This is a genomic window from Streptococcus sp. 5346 (assembly GCF_013277455.1).
Classification (GTDB): domain Bacteria; phylum Bacillota; class Bacilli; order Lactobacillales; family Streptococcaceae; genus Streptococcus.
Genome location: NZ_VMMY01000003.1, coordinates 184,302 through 198,358 on the forward strand (window position 1 = coordinate 184,302; position 14,057 = coordinate 198,358).

Below are 14,057 nucleotides of genomic sequence, written 5' to 3' on the forward strand. Positions count from 1 at the left end.
GTAAAGAGAAACGAGAAGCACATGTATATTGAAATGGTAGATGAAACTGGTCAAGTTTCAAAAGAAATCTTGCAACAAACCCAAGAAATTTTGGAATTTGCAGCCCAAAAATTAGGCAAAGAAGACAAGGAGATGGCAGTCACTTTTGTGACCAATGAACGTAGTCATGAACTCAATCTGGAGTACCGTGACACAGACCGTCCGACAGATGTTATCAGCCTTGAATATAAGCCAGAGTTGGAAATTGCCTTTGACGAAGAGGATTTACTTGAAAATCCAGAATTGGCAGAGATGATGTCTGAGTTTGATGCCTATATTGGGGAATTGTTCATCTCTATTGATAAGGCTCATGAGCAGGCCGAGGAATACGGTCACAGCTTTGAGCGTGAGATGGGCTTCTTGGCAGTACACGGCTTTTTGCATATCAACGGCTATGATCACTACACTCCGGAAGAAGAAGCGGAGATGTTCGGTTTACAAGAAGAAATTTTGACAGCCTATGGACTCACAAGACAATAAACGAAAATGGAAAAATCGTGACCTGATATCCAGTTTAGAATTTGCCATCACAGGGATTTTTACTGCTATCAAGGAAGAACGCAATATGCGAAAACATGCAGTGACGGCTCTTGTAGTCATTCTTGCAGGTTTTGTTTTTCAGGTGTCACGAATCGAATGGCTCTTTCTCCTATTGAGCATTTTCTTGGTAGTAGCTTTTGAAATTATCAATTCTGCTATTGAAAATGTGGTGGATTTGGCCAGTCACTATCACTTTTCCATGCTGGCTAAAAATGCCAAGGATATGGCGGCTGGCGCGGTATTAGTGGTCTCTCTTTTCGCAGCCTTAACAGGCGCATTGATTTTTCTCCCACGAATCTGGGATTTAATATTTTAAACAGTAAGAGGAAATTATGACTTTTAAATCAGGCTTTGTAGCCATTTTAGGACGTCCTAATGTTGGGAAGTCAACTTTTTTAAATCACGTTATGGGGCAAAAGATTGCCATCATGAGTGACAAGGCGCAGACAACGCGCAATAAAATCATGGGAATTTACACGACTGATAAGGAACAAATCGTCTTTATCGACACACCAGGGATTCACAAACCTAAAACAGCTCTCGGAGATTTCATGGTAGAGTCTGCCTATAGCACCCTTCGTGAAGTGGATACCGTTCTTTTTATGGTGCCTGCTGATGAAGCGCGTGGTAAGGGGGATGATATGATTATCGAGCGTCTCAAGGCTGCTAAGGTTCCTGTTATTCTGGTGGTTAACAAGATTGATAAGGTTCACCCAGACCAGCTTTTGTCTCAGATTGATGATTTTCGTAATCAAATGGACTTTAAGGAAATCGTTCCAATCTCAGCTCTTCAAGGGAATAACGTTTCTCGTCTAGTGGATATTTTGAGTGAAAATCTGGACGAAGGTTTCCAATATTTCCCGTCTGATCAAATCACAGACCATCCAGAACGTTTCTTGGTTTCAGAAATGGTTCGCGAGAAAGTCTTGCACCTAACTCGGGAAGAGATTCCGCATTCTGTCGCAGTAGTTGTGGATTCTATGAAACGAGATGAAGAGACAGACAAGGTGCATATCCGTGCAACCATCATGGTCGAGCGCGATAGCCAAAAAGGGATTATCATCGGTAAAGGTGGTGCTATGCTTAAGAAAATCGGTAGTATGGCTCGTCGTGATATTGAACTCATGCTAGGAGACAAGGTCTTCCTAGAAACATGGGTCAAGGTCAAGAAAAACTGGCGTGATAAAAAGCTAGATTTGGCTGACTTTGGCTATAATGAAAAAGAATACTAAGTAGAGGTGGGCTCATGCCTGCTTCTTGTTTTTACAGAAGGAGGACTTATGCCTGAATTACCTGAGGTTGAAACCGTTCGACGTGGCCTAGAAAAATTGATTTTGGGAAAGAAGATTGCGAGTATAGAAATTCGCTATCCCAAGATGATTAAGACGGATTTGGACGAGTTTCGAAAGGAAGTGTCTGGTCAAGTTGTTGAGTCAATGGGACGTCGTGGTAAATATTTACTTTTCTACCTGACAGACAAGGTCTTGATTTCCCATCTGCGGATGGAGGGCAAGTATTTTTATTATCCGTATCAGGTTCCCGAACGCAAGCATGCCCATGTTTTCTTCCAGTTTGAAGATGGTGGCACGCTTGTTTATGAGGATGTTCGCAAGTTTGGTACTATGGAACTCTTGGCGCCTGACCTTTTGGAAGCCTACTTTATTTCTAAAAAACTAGGGCCTGAACCAAGCGAACAAGACTTTGATGTGCAGGTCTTTCAAGCTGCTCTATCCAAGTCTAAAAAGCCTATCAAATCCCATCTTCTAGACCAAACCTTGGTAGCTGGACTTGGTAATATCTATGTGGATGAGGTTCTTTGGCGAGCTCAGGTTCATCCAGCAAGACCTTCTCAGACTTTGACAGCAGCAGAAGCGACAGCCATTCATGACCAGACCATTGCTGTTTTGGGACAGGCCGTTGAAAAAGGTGGCTCTACCATTCGGACTTATACCAATGCCTTTGGGGAAGATGGAACCATGCAAGATTTTCATCAGGTCTATGACAAGGCTGGTCAAGCATGTTCGCGCTGTGGGACAGTGATTGAGAAATTCCAGCTCGGTGGACGTGGAACTCACTTTTGTCCTCAGTGCCAAAGGAGGGGCTGATGGGAAAAATCATCGGAATCACTGGGGGAATTGCCTCTGGTAAGTCAACCGTGACAAATTTTCTAAGAAAGCAAGGCTTTCAAGTAGTGGATGCCGACGCAGTCGTCCACCAACTACAGAAACCTGGTGGTCGTCTGTTTCAGGCTCTAGTCCAGCATTTTGGGCAAGAAATTATCTTAGAAAATGGAGAACTCAATCGCCCTCTCCTAGCTAATCTTATCTTTTCAAGTCCTGAAGAACGAGAATGGTCTAAGGAAATCCAAGGAGAGATTATCCGTGAGGAACTAGCTACATTAAGAGACCAATTGGCTCAGACAGAAGAGATTTTCTTCGTGGATATTCCCCTACTTTTTGAGCAGGACTACAGTGCTTGGTTTGATGAGACGTGGCTGGTCTATGTGGATCGAGATGTCCAAGTAGAACGTCTAATGAAAAGAGACCACTTGTCCAAAGATGAAGCTGAGTCTCGTCTGGCAGCCCAGTGGCCTTTAGAGAAAAAGAAAGATTTGGCCAGCCAAATTCTTGATAATAATGGGAATCAGGACCTGCTTCTTACTCAGGTGGTCTCCCTGCTTGAGGGAGGTAAGCAAGATGACAGAGATTAACTGGAAGGATAATCTGCGCATTGCCTGGTTTGGTAATTTTCTGACTGGAGCCAGTATTTCCTTAGTTGTGCCTTTTATGCCCATCTTTGTGGAAAATCTAGGTGTAGGGAGTGATCAAGCTGCTTTTTATGCAGGCTTAGCTATTTCTGTCTCTGCTATTTCTGCGGCGCTCTTTTCTCCTATCTGGGGCATCCTTGCTGACAAATACGGACGAAAACCCATGATGATTCGGGCTGGCATGGCCATGACTATCACTATGGGAGGCTTGGCCTTTGTGCCAAATATTTATTGGTTAATCTTTCTTCGTTTACTGAATGGTGTATTTGCGGGTTTTGTTCCTAATGCCACAGCTTTGATAGCCAGTCAAGTTCCCAAGGAGAAATCAGGCTCTGCCTTAGGTACTTTGTCTACAGGCGTAGTTGCAGGTACTCTAACTGGTCCCTTTATCGGGGGATTTATCGCAGAATTATTTGGCATCCGTACAGTTTTCTTACTGGTTGGTAGTTTTCTATTTTTAGCTGCTGTTTTGACTATTTGCTTTATTAAGGAAGATTTTCAACCAGTAGCCAAGGAAAAGGCCATCCCAACAAAGGAATTATTTACATCAGTTAAATACCCCTATCTTTTGCTCAATCTCTTTCTAACCAGTTTTGTCATCCAATTTTCAGCCCAATCAATCGGTCCTATCTTAGCTCTGTATGTGCGCGACTTAGGCCAGACAGAGAATCTTCTTTTTGTATCTGGTTTGATTGTATCCAGTATGGGCTTTTCCAGTATGATGAGTGCAGGAGTCATGGGAAAGCTAGGTGACAAGGTGGGCAACCATCGCCTCTTGGTTGTAGCCCAGTTTTATTCAGTTATCATCTATCTCCTCTGTGCCAATGCCTCTAGCCCCCTCCAACTAGGACTCTATCGTTTCCTCTTTGGCTTGGGAACTGGTGCGCTGATACCTGGGGTCAATGCCCTTCTCAGCAAGATGACGCCCAAAGCTGGTATTTCGAGGGTCTTTGCCTTCAATCAGGTATTCTTTTATCTGGGAGGTGTCGTTGGGCCCATGTCAGGTTCTGCAGTAGCAGGTCAATTTGGCTACCATGCAGTATTTTATGCGACAAGCCTTTGTGTTGCCTTTAGTTGTCTCTTTAACCTTCTTCAATTTCGAACATTATTAAAAGTAAAGGAAATCTAGTGCGAGTAAAAATTAATCTCAAATGCTCCTCTTGTGGCAGTATCAATTACCTAACCAGTAAAAATTCAAAAACCCATCCAGACAAGATTGAGGTTTTAAAGTATTGTCCCAAGGAAAGAAAAGTAACCCTACATCTTGAATCTAAGTAGATTTTATGGTAAAATAATAGGGATTTTAAGGAGTTTGATATGTATAACCTATTATTAACCATTTTATTAGTATTATCTGTTGTGATTGTGATTGCGATTTTCATGCAACCAACCAAAAACCAATCCAGCAATGTATTTGATGCCAGCTCAGGTGATTTGTTTGAACGCAGTAAAGCACGCGGTTTCGAGGCTGTAATGCAGCGTTTGACAGGGATTTTAGTCTTTTTCTGGCTAGCCATTGCCTTAGCATTGACGGTATTATCAAGTAGATAAGAAAATAATGGGCAGGACTAGGTCTTTGCCTCTTTTTATTTTTAAAAGATATTTGAGAAGGTTTTGCAGTAAAAGAAAATTAAAAATCTAGAAAGAAAATATGAAAGATAGAATAAAAGAATATTTGCAAGATAAGGGAAAGGTAACTGTCAATGACTTGGCTCAGGCTTTGGGAAAAGATGGCTCCAAGGATTTTCGTGAGTTGATTAAAACCTTGTCCCTAATGGAAAGAAAGCACCAGATACGCTTTGAAGAAGATGGCAGTCTGACCTTGGAAGTCAAGAAAAAACATGAGATTACCCTCAAGGGGATTTTTCATGCCCATAAAAATGGCTTTGGCTTTGTCAGTCTGGAAGGCGAGGAGGACGACCTTTTTGTAGGGAAAAACGATGTCAACTATGCTATTGATGGTGATACCGTTGAGGTAGTGATTAAGAAAGTAGCTGACCGCAACAAGGGAACAGCTGCCGAAGCCAAAATTATTGATATCTTAGAACACAGTTTGACAACTGTTGTCGGGCAAATCGTTCTGGATCAGGAAAAACCCAAGTATGCAGGTTACATTCGTTCGAAAAATCAGAAAATCAGTCAACCCATCTATGTTAAGAAACCAGCCCTTAAACTAGAAGGAACAGAGGTTCTCAAGGTCTTTATCGATAAATACCCAAGCAAGAAACATGATTTCTTTGTCGCTAGTGTCCTCGATGTTGTGGGGCATTCAACGGATGTCGGAATTGATGTTCTTGAGGTCTTGGAATCAATGGACATTGTATCCGAGTTTCCAGAAGCTGTTGTCAAGGAAGCAGAAAGTGTGCCTGATGCTCCGTCTCAAAAGGATATGGAAGGTCGTCTGGATCTAAGAGATGAGATTACCTTTACCATTGATGGCGCTGACGCCAAGGACTTGGACGATGCGGTGCATATCAAAGCATTGAAAAATGGCAATCTGGAACTTGGGGTTCACATCGCAGATGTTTCCTATTATGTGACAGAAGGTTCTGCTCTTGACAAGGAAGCCCTTAACCGCGCGACTTCAGTTTACGTGACAGACCGCGTGGTTCCAATGCTTCCAGAACGACTGTCTAATGGAATTTGCTCCCTCAATCCTCAAGTTGACCGTCTGACCCAGTCTGCCATTATGGAGATTGATAAACATGGTCGTGTGGTCAATTACACTATTACACAAACAGTTATCAAGACAAGCTATCGGATGACCTATAGTGATGTCAATGACATCTTAGCAGGCGATGAGGAAAAGAGACAAGAATATCAGAAAATTGTTCCAAGTATTGAACTTATGGCTAAGCTCCATGAAACTCTAGAAAACATGCGTGTGAAACGTGGAGCCCTCAATTTCGATACCAACGAAGCCAAGATTTTAGTAGATAAACAAGGAAAGCCTGTTGATATCGTTCTTCGTCAGCGTGGTGTTGCCGAGCGCATGATTGAGTCCTTTATGCTGATGGCCAATGAAACAGTTGCCGAGCATTTTAGCAAGCTGGATCTACCTTTCATCTATCGAATTCACGAGGAGCCTAAGGCTGAAAAAGTTCAGAAGTTTATTGATTATGCTTCGAGTTTTGGCTTGCGCATTTATGGAACTGCCAGTGAAATTAGCCAGGAGGCCCTCCAAGACATCATGCGTACTGTTGAGGGAGAACCTTATGCAGATGTATTGTCCATGATGCTTCTTCGCTCTATGCAGCAGGCTCGCTATTCAGAGCACAATCACGGCCACTATGGATTAGCGGCTGATTATTATACTCACTTTACTAGTCCGATTCGTCGTTATCCGGACCTCCTTGTTCACCGTATGATTCGGGACTACGGCCGTTCTAAGGAAATAGCAGAGCATTTTGAGCAAGTGATTCCAGAGATTGCGACCCAGTCTTCCAACCGGGAGCGTCGTGCTATCGAGGCCGAGCGTGAAGTCGAAGCCATGAAAAAGGCTGAGTACATGGAAGAATACGTAGGTGAAGAGTACGATGCAGTTGTATCAAGTATTGTCAAGTTTGGTCTCTTTGTTGAATTGCCAAACACAGTTGAAGGCTTGATTCATATTACCAATTTGCCTGAGTTCTACCATTTCAATGAACGTGATTTGACTCTTCGTGGAGAGAAATCAGGAACGACTTTTCGTGTAGGTCAGCAAATCCGTATCCGAGTTGAAAGAGCGGATAAAATGACTGGAGAGATTGATTTTTCATTCGTACCTAGTGAGTTTGATGTGATTGAGAAGGGATTGAAACAGTCTAGTCGCAATGATAGAGGGCGTGGTTCAAGTCGCCGTTCAGATAAGAAGGAAGATAAGAGAAAATCAGGACGCTCAAATGATAAGCGCAAGCATTCACAAAAAGACAAAAAGAAAAAAGGAAAGAAATCTTTTTATAAGGAAGTAGCTAAGAAAGGAGCTAAGCATGGCAAAGGGCGAGGGAAAGGTCGTCGCGCAAAATAAAAAGGCGCGCCACGACTATACAATCGTAGATACGCTAGAGGCAGGGATGGTCCTGACTGGAACTGAAATCAAGAGTGTACGAGCAGCTCGAATCAATCTCAAGGATGGCTTCGCTCAAGTGAAAAATGGAGAAGTTTGGTTGAGCAATGTTCATATCGCTCCTTACGAAGAGGGCAATATCTGGAACCAAGAACCAGAACGTCGTCGTAAACTCCTGCTCCATAAGAAACAAATCCAAAAATTAGAACAAGAGACTAAAGGAACAGGAATGACCCTGGTTCCTCTTAAAGTCTATATCAAAGATGGTTACGCTAAACTCCTTTTAGGTTTAGCTAAAGGGAAGCATGACTATGATAAACGGGAGTCTATCAAACGACGTGAACAAAATCGCGACATCGCGCGTGTTATGAAAGCTGTTAATCAGCGATAAAAAGAGGAATGAAGATGGAAAAACTAGTTGCCTATAAACGTATGTCTTTGTGGACTAAAGAAACCATGCCAGAGGCTGTTCAGCAGAAACACAATACCAAGGTTGGGACTTGGGGGAAAATTACTGTCTTGAAGGGAACCCTCAAGTTTATTGAATTGACCGAAGAAGGGGAAGTTCTAGCTGAACACCTATTTGAAGCAGGGGCTGACAATCCCATGGCACAACCACAAGCCTGGCACCGAGTGGAAGCTGCCACAGACGATGTAGAATGGTACTTGGAATTTTATTGTAAACCTGAGGATTATTTCCCTAAGAAATACAATACCAATCCTGTTCATTCAGAGGTCTTAGAGGCCATGCAGACAGTAAAATCAGGGAAAGCCTTGGATTTGGGCTGTGGTCAAGGTCGTAATGCACTCTTTCTAGCCCAGCAAGGTTTTGATGTGACGGCTGTAGATCAAAATGAACTGGCTCTTGAAATCTTGCAAAGCATTGTGGAGCAGGAAGACATGGATATGCCTGTTGGTCTTTACGATATCAATTCAGCCAGTATTAGCCAAGACTATGATTTTATCGTATCAACTGTTGTTCTCATGTTTTTGCAAGCAGACCGCATTCCTGCAATTATCAAAAATATGCAGGAGCATACCACGGTCGGTGGCTATAATCTTATCGTTTGTGCTATGGATACGGAAGATTACCCTTGCTCAGTGAACTTCCCATTCACATTTAAAGAAGGGGAATTGGCAGACTATTACAAGGACTGGGAATTGGTTAAGTACAATGAAAATCCAGGCCATTTGCACCGTCGTGACGAAAATGGCAATCGTATTCAACTACGCTTTGCGACCATGTTAGCTAAGAAAATCAAATAAAAATGAATGAAGATTAGGAATTTTTCTGATCTTTTTTTTCTTTTTTTACGAATAGATAAGATAGAAGAATTGACAAAAATACGCATTATAAGTATAATTTTAGCTAGAAAGGTGACCATACATGCCAATCACAGGTAAGGAAATGGTAAAATTAGCTCTTGCAAATGGATGGATTGAAGTTCGTAAGAGAGGAAGTCATCATCATTTTAAGAAAGAAGGAGTTCCCTATCTTGTCACTATTCCAGTTCACGGTAATGATGATCTAGGAAAAGGTTTAGAGAAAAAAATAGTAAAAGATTTGGGATTGTAGTTGATTTGGAAATTGTGGAGGTGTATTATGCTAAAATCTTATCCTGCTATTTTTCATAAAGAAGGTACTGGATACTGGATTGAATTTCCGGAGTTTGGAGGCGGGACTGAAGGAGCAACGATTGAACTTGCAATGAAAAATGCTCGGGAAATGCTTGAGAGTGTTTTAGCTTCTTATATTGATGAAGGACTGGCTCTACCTACTCCTAGTGACATTTCTATGTTGAAAGCTTCTGATGGATTTGTGACTTTGATTCAGGTCAATCCCTTACCTTTCGTAAAGAATAATAAAGCGATTCGAAAAAATGTTACGGTTCCAGAGTGGCTAGTCAGACTTGCGGATCGTGAGAAAGTGAACTATTCTGAAGTGTTGACACAAGCTCTTGAAAGTCGCTTGCAACTCTAAAATTATAGAATGATGAAGATTAGGAAATTTCCTGATCTTTTTTCTTTTTTTCGAATAATATAGAAAAGGAGGAAAATCATGTTTGTTGCGAGAGATGCTAGGGGCAAATTGGTAAATGTGTTAGAGGATAAGCTTGAGAAGCAAGCATACACCTGCCCAGCTTGTGGAGGTCAGCTCCGTTTGCGCCAAGGTCCAAGTGTCCGAACCCATTTTGCCCATAAATCTTTAAAAGACTGTGATTTTTCATTTGAAAATGAAAGTCCAGAACACCTAGCCAATAAGGAATCCCTCTATCACTGGTTAAAAAAAGAGACAGAAGTTCAATTAGAATACCCCCTTCCAGAGCTTAAACAGATTGCAGATGTGTTTGTAAATGGCAATCTAGCTCTAGAAGTTCAGTGTAGTCCCTTGTCTCAAAAAGTTCTTAAAGAGCGCAGTGAGGGCTATCGTAGTCAGGGTTACCAAGTACTGTGGTTGCTGGGGCAAAAACTGTGGCTCAAAGACCGTTTGACTCGTCTGCAACAAGGTTTTCTCTATTTCAGTCAAAACATGGGCTTTTATGTTTGGGAATTAGACAAAGAAAAACAGATTTTAAGGCTCAAATACCTGATCCACCAAGACCTCCGTGGTAAACTCCATTATCAAATCATGGAATTTTCCTATGGACAAGATAGTCTACTGGAGATATTACGTCTTCCCTATAAGAAACAAAAAATATCTAGTTTTAGTGTTTCTCAGGATAAGGACATCTGTCGTTATATCCGGCAACAACTGTACTATCAAAATCCCATTTGGATGAGAGAACAAGCAGAAGCCTATCAAAAGGGAGTAAATCTCCTGACTTATGGACTGAAAGAATGGTATCCACAAATTCGACCACTAGTAGGTGATTTTTGCCAAATTGAGAAAGATTTGACTCGCTATTATCAGTATTTTCAAACCTATTATCAAGAAAATCCTCAAAATGATTGGCAAAAGCTCTATCCACCAGCCTTTTATCAGCAATATTTCTTAAAAAATATGGTAGAATAGAAAGGATGGAGGAATCTAATGGTATTACAAAGACATGAAATCAATGAAAAAGATACATGGGATCTATCAACGATCTACCCAACTGACCAGGCTTGGGAAGAAGCCTTAAAAGATTTAACAGAACAATTGGAGACAGTAGCCCAGTATGAAGGCCATCTATTGGATAGTGCGGATAACCTACTAGAAATCACTGAATTTTCTCTTGAAATGGAACGCCAAATGGAGAAGCTTTACGTTTATGCTCATATGAAAAATGACCAGGACACACGTGAAGCCAAGTACCAAGAGTATTACGCCAAAGCAATGACTCTCTATAGCCAGCTGGACCAAGCCTTTTCATTCTATGAACCTGAATTTATGGAAATCAGTGAAAAGCAGTATGCTGACTTTTTAGAAGCTCAGCCAAAATTGCAGGTTTATCAACACTATTTTGATAAGCTTTTGCAAGGCAAGGAACACGTTCTTTCACAACGTGAAGAAGAATTATTGGCTGGCGCTGGAGAAATCTTTGGTTCGGCAAGTGAAACATTCGCTATCTTGGACAATGCGGATATTGTTTTCCCTTATGTTCTTGACGATGATGGTAAGGAAGTTCAGCTATCTCATGGGACTTACACACGTTTGATGGAGTCTAAAAATCGTGAGGTGCGTCGTGGTGCCTATCAAGCTCTTTATGCGACTTATGAACAATTCCAACATACCTATGCCAAAACCTTGCAAACCAATGTTAAAGTGCAAAACTACCGTGCAAAAGTTCGCAACTACAAGAGTGCGCGTCATGCAGCTCTTGCAGCAAATTTTGTTCCAGAGAGTGTTTATGATAATTTGGTAGCAGCAGTTCGCAAGCATTTGCCACTCTTGCATCGTTACCTTGAGCTTCGTTCAAAAATCTTGGGGATTTCAGATCTCAAGATGTACGATGTCTACACACCGCTTTCATCTGTTGAATATAGTTTTACCTACCAAGAAGCCTTAAAAAAAGCAGAAGAAGCCTTGTCAGTCTTGGGTGAGGATTACTTGAGCCGCGTTAAACGTGCCTTCAGCGAGCGTTGGATTGATGTTTACGAAAATCAAGGCAAGCGTTCAGGTGCCTACTCTGGCGGTTCTTACGATACCAATGCCTTTATGCTCCTAAACTGGCAGGACAATCTAGACAATCTCTTTACCCTTGTTCATGAAACAGGTCACAGTATGCATTCCAGCTATACTCGTGAAACGCAGCCTTATGTTTACGGAGATTATTCTATCTTCTTGGCTGAGATTGCATCAACTACCAATGAAAATATCTTGACGGAGAAATTATTGGAAGAAGTGGAAGATGATGCAACGCGCTTTGCTATTCTCAATAACTTCCTAGACGGTTTCCGTGGGACAGTTTTCCGCCAAACTCAATTTGCTGAGTTTGAACACGCTATTCATCAAGCAGACCAAAATGGGGAAGTCTTGACAAGCGATTTCCTAAATAAACTCTACGCAGACTTGAACCAAGAATATTATGGTTTGAGTAAGGAAGACAATCCTGAAATCCAATACGAGTGGGCTCGCATTCCACACTTCTACTATAACTACTATGTATATCAATATTCAACAGGCTTTGCGGCAGCTTCAGCCCTGGCTGAAAAAATTGTCCATGGTAGTCAAGAAGACCGTGACCGCTATATCGACTACCTCAAGGCAGGTAAATCTGACTATCCACTTAATGTCATGAGAAAAGCTGGTGTTGATATGGAGAAAGAAGACTACCTCAACGATGCCTTTGCAGTCTTTGAACGTCGTTTGAATGAGTTTGAAGCCCTTGTTGAAAAATTGGGATTGGCATAAGATGGTTGAATCGTATAGTAAAAATGCCAACCATAATATGCGTCGCCCTGTCGTCAAGGAAGAAATTGTAGACTTGATGCGTCAGCGCCAAAAGCAAGTCATAGGATCTTTGAAAGAATTAGAAGACTTTGCCCGCAAGGAAAATATTCCCATTATTCCCCATGAAACGGTTGCTTATTTCCGTTTTCTCATGGAAACCATGCAACCTAAAAACATACTGGAAATTGGGACGGCTATCGGTTTTTCTGCCCTCTTGATGGCAGAACATGCGCCAAATGCAAAGATTACAACCATTGATCGCAATCCAGAAATGATTGGTTTTGCCAAGGAAAATTTTGCCCAGTTTGATAGTCGTAAGCAAATCACTCTCCTAGAGGGAGATGCGGTGGATGTCTTATCTACACTGACAGAGTCTTATGATTTCGTCTTTATGGACTCTGCCAAGTCTAAATACATCGTTTTTCTGCCAGAAATCCTCAAACATTTGGAAGTTGGAGGTGTGGTTGTCTTGGATGATATTTTTCAAGGTGGTGATGTTGCCAAGGACATTATGGAAGTTCGTCGTGGCCAGCGAACCATTTATCGAGGCCTTCAAAGACTATTTGATGCAACCTTAGACAATCCAGGACTCACCGCAACATTAGTACCTCTGGGAGACGGCATTCTCATGCTTCGTAAAAATGTAGCAGATGTTCAATTGCCTGACAGCGAATGATTTTCAGAAAAATTTAAGAAAATATAGTAAAATAGATAGAGTAACACTTATCTCAAAGGAGTAGACATGAAGAAAAAACTATTGGCAGGTGCCATTACACTATTATCAGTAGCAACTTTAGCAGCTTGTTCGAAAGGTTCAGAAGGAGCAGATCTTATCAGCATGAAAGGGGATGTCATCACAGAACATCAATTTTATGAGCAAGTGAAAAGCAACCCTTCAGCCCAACAAGTCTTGTTAAATATGACCATCCAAAAAGTTTTTGAAAAACAATATGGCTCAGAGCTTGATGATAAAGAGGTCGATGATACTATCGCCGAAGAAGAAAAACAATATGGTGAGAACTACCAACGTGTCTTGTCACAAGCAGGAATGACCCTTGAAACACGTAAAGCTCAAATTCGTACAAGTAAATTAGTTGAGTTGGCAGTTAAGAAGGCAGCAGAAGCTGAATTGACAGATGATGCTTACAAGAAGGCCTTTGACGAATACACTCCAGATGTAACGGCTCAAATCATCCGTCTTGACAATGAAGATAAGGCTAAAGAAGTTCTCGAAAAAGCCAAGGCAGAAGGTGCTGATTTTGCTCAATTAGCCAAAGATAACTCAACTGATGAAAAAACTAAAGCGAATGGTGGAGAAATTACCTTTGATTCTGCTTCAACGGAAGTACCTGAGCAAGTCAAGAAAGCCGCTTTCGCTTTAGATGTAAATGGCATTTCTGATGTGATTACAGCAACTGGCACACAAGCCTACAGTAGCCAATATTACATTGTAAAACTCATTAAGAAAACAGAAAAATCATCTAATATTGATGACTACAAAGAAAAATTAAAAACTGTTATCTTGACTCAAAAACAAAATGATTCAACATTTGTTCAAAGCATTATCGGAAAAGAATTGCAAGCAGCCAATATCAAGGTTAAGGACCAAGCCTTCCAAAATATCTTTACCCAATATATCGGTGGTGGAGATTCAAGCTCAAGCAGTAGTACATCAAACGAATAGTCCAAATCAATACAAATCTCTTTTGAGGTTTGTATTTTTTGAACTTGAGTCTGGAAATGATTCTGTAAAAACAGTAAAATTCGAAGGATTGTAAGGTAAGAGTTTTTTT

17 protein-coding genes are annotated in these 14,057 nt (G+C 41.3%); all 17 read left to right on the forward strand.

All coding sequences use genetic code 11. The features are described from left to right. Positions 1–21: 21 nt before the first annotated feature. The gene (gene ybeY / locus HT732_RS03625) at positions 22–519 is read left to right on the forward strand and encodes an rRNA maturation RNase YbeY (RefSeq protein ID WP_173253989.1); all 498 of its coding nucleotides are present in this window, start codon (positions 22–24) and stop codon (positions 517–519) included. Next, the gene (locus tag HT732_RS03630) at positions 500–895 is read left to right on the forward strand and encodes a diacylglycerol kinase (RefSeq protein ID WP_000378156.1); all 396 of its coding nucleotides are present in this window, start codon (positions 500–502) and stop codon (positions 893–895) included. The genes ybeY and HT732_RS03630 overlap by 20 nt, the downstream gene beginning before the upstream one ends. Before the next feature lie 16 nt (positions 896–911). Continuing rightward, positions 912–1,811 carry a GTPase Era gene (era, locus tag HT732_RS03635; RefSeq protein WP_000143264.1) on the forward strand — a complete coding sequence of 300 codons (900 nt, stop codon included), beginning with the start codon at positions 912–914 and terminating at the stop codon, positions 1,809–1,811. 48 nt (positions 1,812–1,859) lie between these two features. Then, entirely contained in the window at positions 1,860–2,684 is an 825-nt protein-coding gene (gene mutM / locus HT732_RS03640) for a DNA-formamidopyrimidine glycosylase (RefSeq protein WP_173253990.1), read from the forward strand. Beyond that, positions 2,684–3,289, forward strand: a complete 606-nt coding sequence (gene coaE / locus HT732_RS03645; protein WP_173253991.1) for a dephospho-CoA kinase — start codon at positions 2,684–2,686, stop codon at positions 3,287–3,289. Before mutM ends, coaE begins: the two co-directional genes overlap by 1 nt. Further along, a complete protein-coding gene (locus HT732_RS03650) occupies positions 3,276–4,475 on the forward strand; it encodes a multidrug efflux MFS transporter (protein ID WP_173253992.1) in 1,200 nt (399 codons plus the stop codon). The genes coaE and HT732_RS03650 overlap by 14 nt, the downstream gene beginning before the upstream one ends. Further along, the gene (gene rpmG, locus HT732_RS03655; protein WP_001809104.1) at positions 4,475–4,624 is read left to right on the forward strand and encodes a 50S ribosomal protein L33; all 150 of its coding nucleotides are present in this window, start codon (positions 4,475–4,477) and stop codon (positions 4,622–4,624) included. Before HT732_RS03650 ends, rpmG begins: the two co-directional genes overlap by 1 nt. 39 nt (positions 4,625–4,663) lie before the next feature. Then, positions 4,664–4,897, forward strand: coding sequence for a preprotein translocase subunit SecG (gene secG, locus HT732_RS03660; RefSeq protein ID WP_000282517.1), 234 nt, complete (start codon positions 4,664–4,666; stop codon positions 4,895–4,897). A gap of 100 nt (positions 4,898–4,997) precedes the next feature. After that, the gene (gene rnr / locus HT732_RS03665) at positions 4,998–7,352 is read left to right on the forward strand and encodes a ribonuclease R (protein WP_173253993.1); all 2,355 of its coding nucleotides are present in this window, start codon (positions 4,998–5,000) and stop codon (positions 7,350–7,352) included. Then, complete coding sequence (gene smpB, locus HT732_RS03670) at positions 7,315–7,782, forward strand: SsrA-binding protein SmpB (protein WP_001051750.1); 468 nt, start codon at positions 7,315–7,317, stop codon at positions 7,780–7,782. The genes rnr and smpB overlap by 38 nt, the downstream gene beginning before the upstream one ends. Positions 7,783–7,796: 14 nt before the next feature. Beyond that, entirely contained in the window at positions 7,797–8,657 is an 861-nt protein-coding gene (gene tehB, locus HT732_RS03675; RefSeq protein WP_173253994.1) for an SAM-dependent methyltransferase TehB, read from the forward strand. 121 nt (positions 8,658–8,778) lie between these two features. After that, a complete protein-coding gene (locus HT732_RS03680; protein ID WP_173253995.1) occupies positions 8,779–8,967 on the forward strand; it encodes a type II toxin-antitoxin system HicA family toxin in 189 nt (62 codons plus the stop codon). 27 nt (positions 8,968–8,994) lie between these two features. Next, positions 8,995–9,372: a type II toxin-antitoxin system HicB family antitoxin gene (locus HT732_RS03685; protein ID WP_173253996.1), complete on the forward strand. Its 378-nt coding sequence runs from the start codon at positions 8,995–8,997 to the stop codon at positions 9,370–9,372. Between the two features lie 78 nt (positions 9,373–9,450). Further along, positions 9,451–10,404, forward strand: a complete 954-nt coding sequence (locus tag HT732_RS03690) for a competence protein CoiA family protein (RefSeq protein WP_173253997.1) — start codon at positions 9,451–9,453, stop codon at positions 10,402–10,404. Between the two features lie 18 nt (positions 10,405–10,422). Next, complete coding sequence (pepF, locus tag HT732_RS03695) at positions 10,423–12,225, forward strand: oligoendopeptidase F (RefSeq protein ID WP_173253998.1); 1,803 nt, start codon at positions 10,423–10,425, stop codon at positions 12,223–12,225. A 1-nt stretch (position 12,226) separates the two neighbouring features. Beyond that, on the forward strand, positions 12,227–12,940 hold the full coding sequence (locus HT732_RS03700; protein WP_173253999.1) for an O-methyltransferase: 714 nt from the start codon (positions 12,227–12,229) through the stop codon (positions 12,938–12,940). A gap of 66 nt (positions 12,941–13,006) precedes the next feature. After that, the gene (prsA, locus tag HT732_RS03705) at positions 13,007–13,948 is read left to right on the forward strand and encodes a peptidylprolyl isomerase PrsA (protein WP_050252885.1); all 942 of its coding nucleotides are present in this window, start codon (positions 13,007–13,009) and stop codon (positions 13,946–13,948) included. Positions 13,949–14,057 lie beyond the last annotated feature (109 nt).

Bases quoted from the DNA above. Each gene is read 5' to 3' on its own strand.
- era (WP_000143264.1), top strand. From the start codon at position 912: ATGACTTTTAAATCAGGCTTTGTAGCCATTTTAGGACGTCCTAATGTT.
- HT732_RS03685 (WP_173253996.1), top strand. From the start codon at position 8,995: ATGCTAAAATCTTATCCTGCTATTTTTCATAAAGAAGGTACTGGATAC.
- HT732_RS03690 (WP_173253997.1), top strand. From the start codon at position 9,451: ATGTTTGTTGCGAGAGATGCTAGGGGCAAATTGGTAAATGTGTTAGAG.
- tehB (WP_173253994.1), top strand. From the start codon at position 7,797: ATGGAAAAACTAGTTGCCTATAAACGTATGTCTTTGTGGACTAAAGAA.
- HT732_RS03630 (WP_000378156.1), top strand. From the start codon at position 500: ATGGACTCACAAGACAATAAACGAAAATGGAAAAATCGTGACCTGATA.
- rnr (WP_173253993.1), top strand. From the start codon at position 4,998: ATGAAAGATAGAATAAAAGAATATTTGCAAGATAAGGGAAAGGTAACT.
- pepF (WP_173253998.1), top strand. From the start codon at position 10,423: ATGGTATTACAAAGACATGAAATCAATGAAAAAGATACATGGGATCTA.
- HT732_RS03650 (WP_173253992.1), top strand. From the start codon at position 3,276: ATGACAGAGATTAACTGGAAGGATAATCTGCGCATTGCCTGGTTTGGT.
- smpB (WP_001051750.1), top strand. From the start codon at position 7,315: ATGGCAAAGGGCGAGGGAAAGGTCGTCGCGCAAAATAAAAAGGCGCGC.
- HT732_RS03700 (WP_173253999.1), top strand. From the start codon at position 12,227: ATGGTTGAATCGTATAGTAAAAATGCCAACCATAATATGCGTCGCCCT.
- coaE (WP_173253991.1), top strand. From the start codon at position 2,684: ATGGGAAAAATCATCGGAATCACTGGGGGAATTGCCTCTGGTAAGTCA.
- mutM (WP_173253990.1), top strand. From the start codon at position 1,860: ATGCCTGAATTACCTGAGGTTGAAACCGTTCGACGTGGCCTAGAAAAA.
- prsA (WP_050252885.1), top strand. From the start codon at position 13,007: ATGAAGAAAAAACTATTGGCAGGTGCCATTACACTATTATCAGTAGCA.
- ybeY (WP_173253989.1), top strand. From the start codon at position 22: ATGTATATTGAAATGGTAGATGAAACTGGTCAAGTTTCAAAAGAAATC.
- HT732_RS03680 (WP_173253995.1), top strand. From the start codon at position 8,779: ATGCCAATCACAGGTAAGGAAATGGTAAAATTAGCTCTTGCAAATGGA.
- secG (WP_000282517.1), top strand. From the start codon at position 4,664: ATGTATAACCTATTATTAACCATTTTATTAGTATTATCTGTTGTGATT.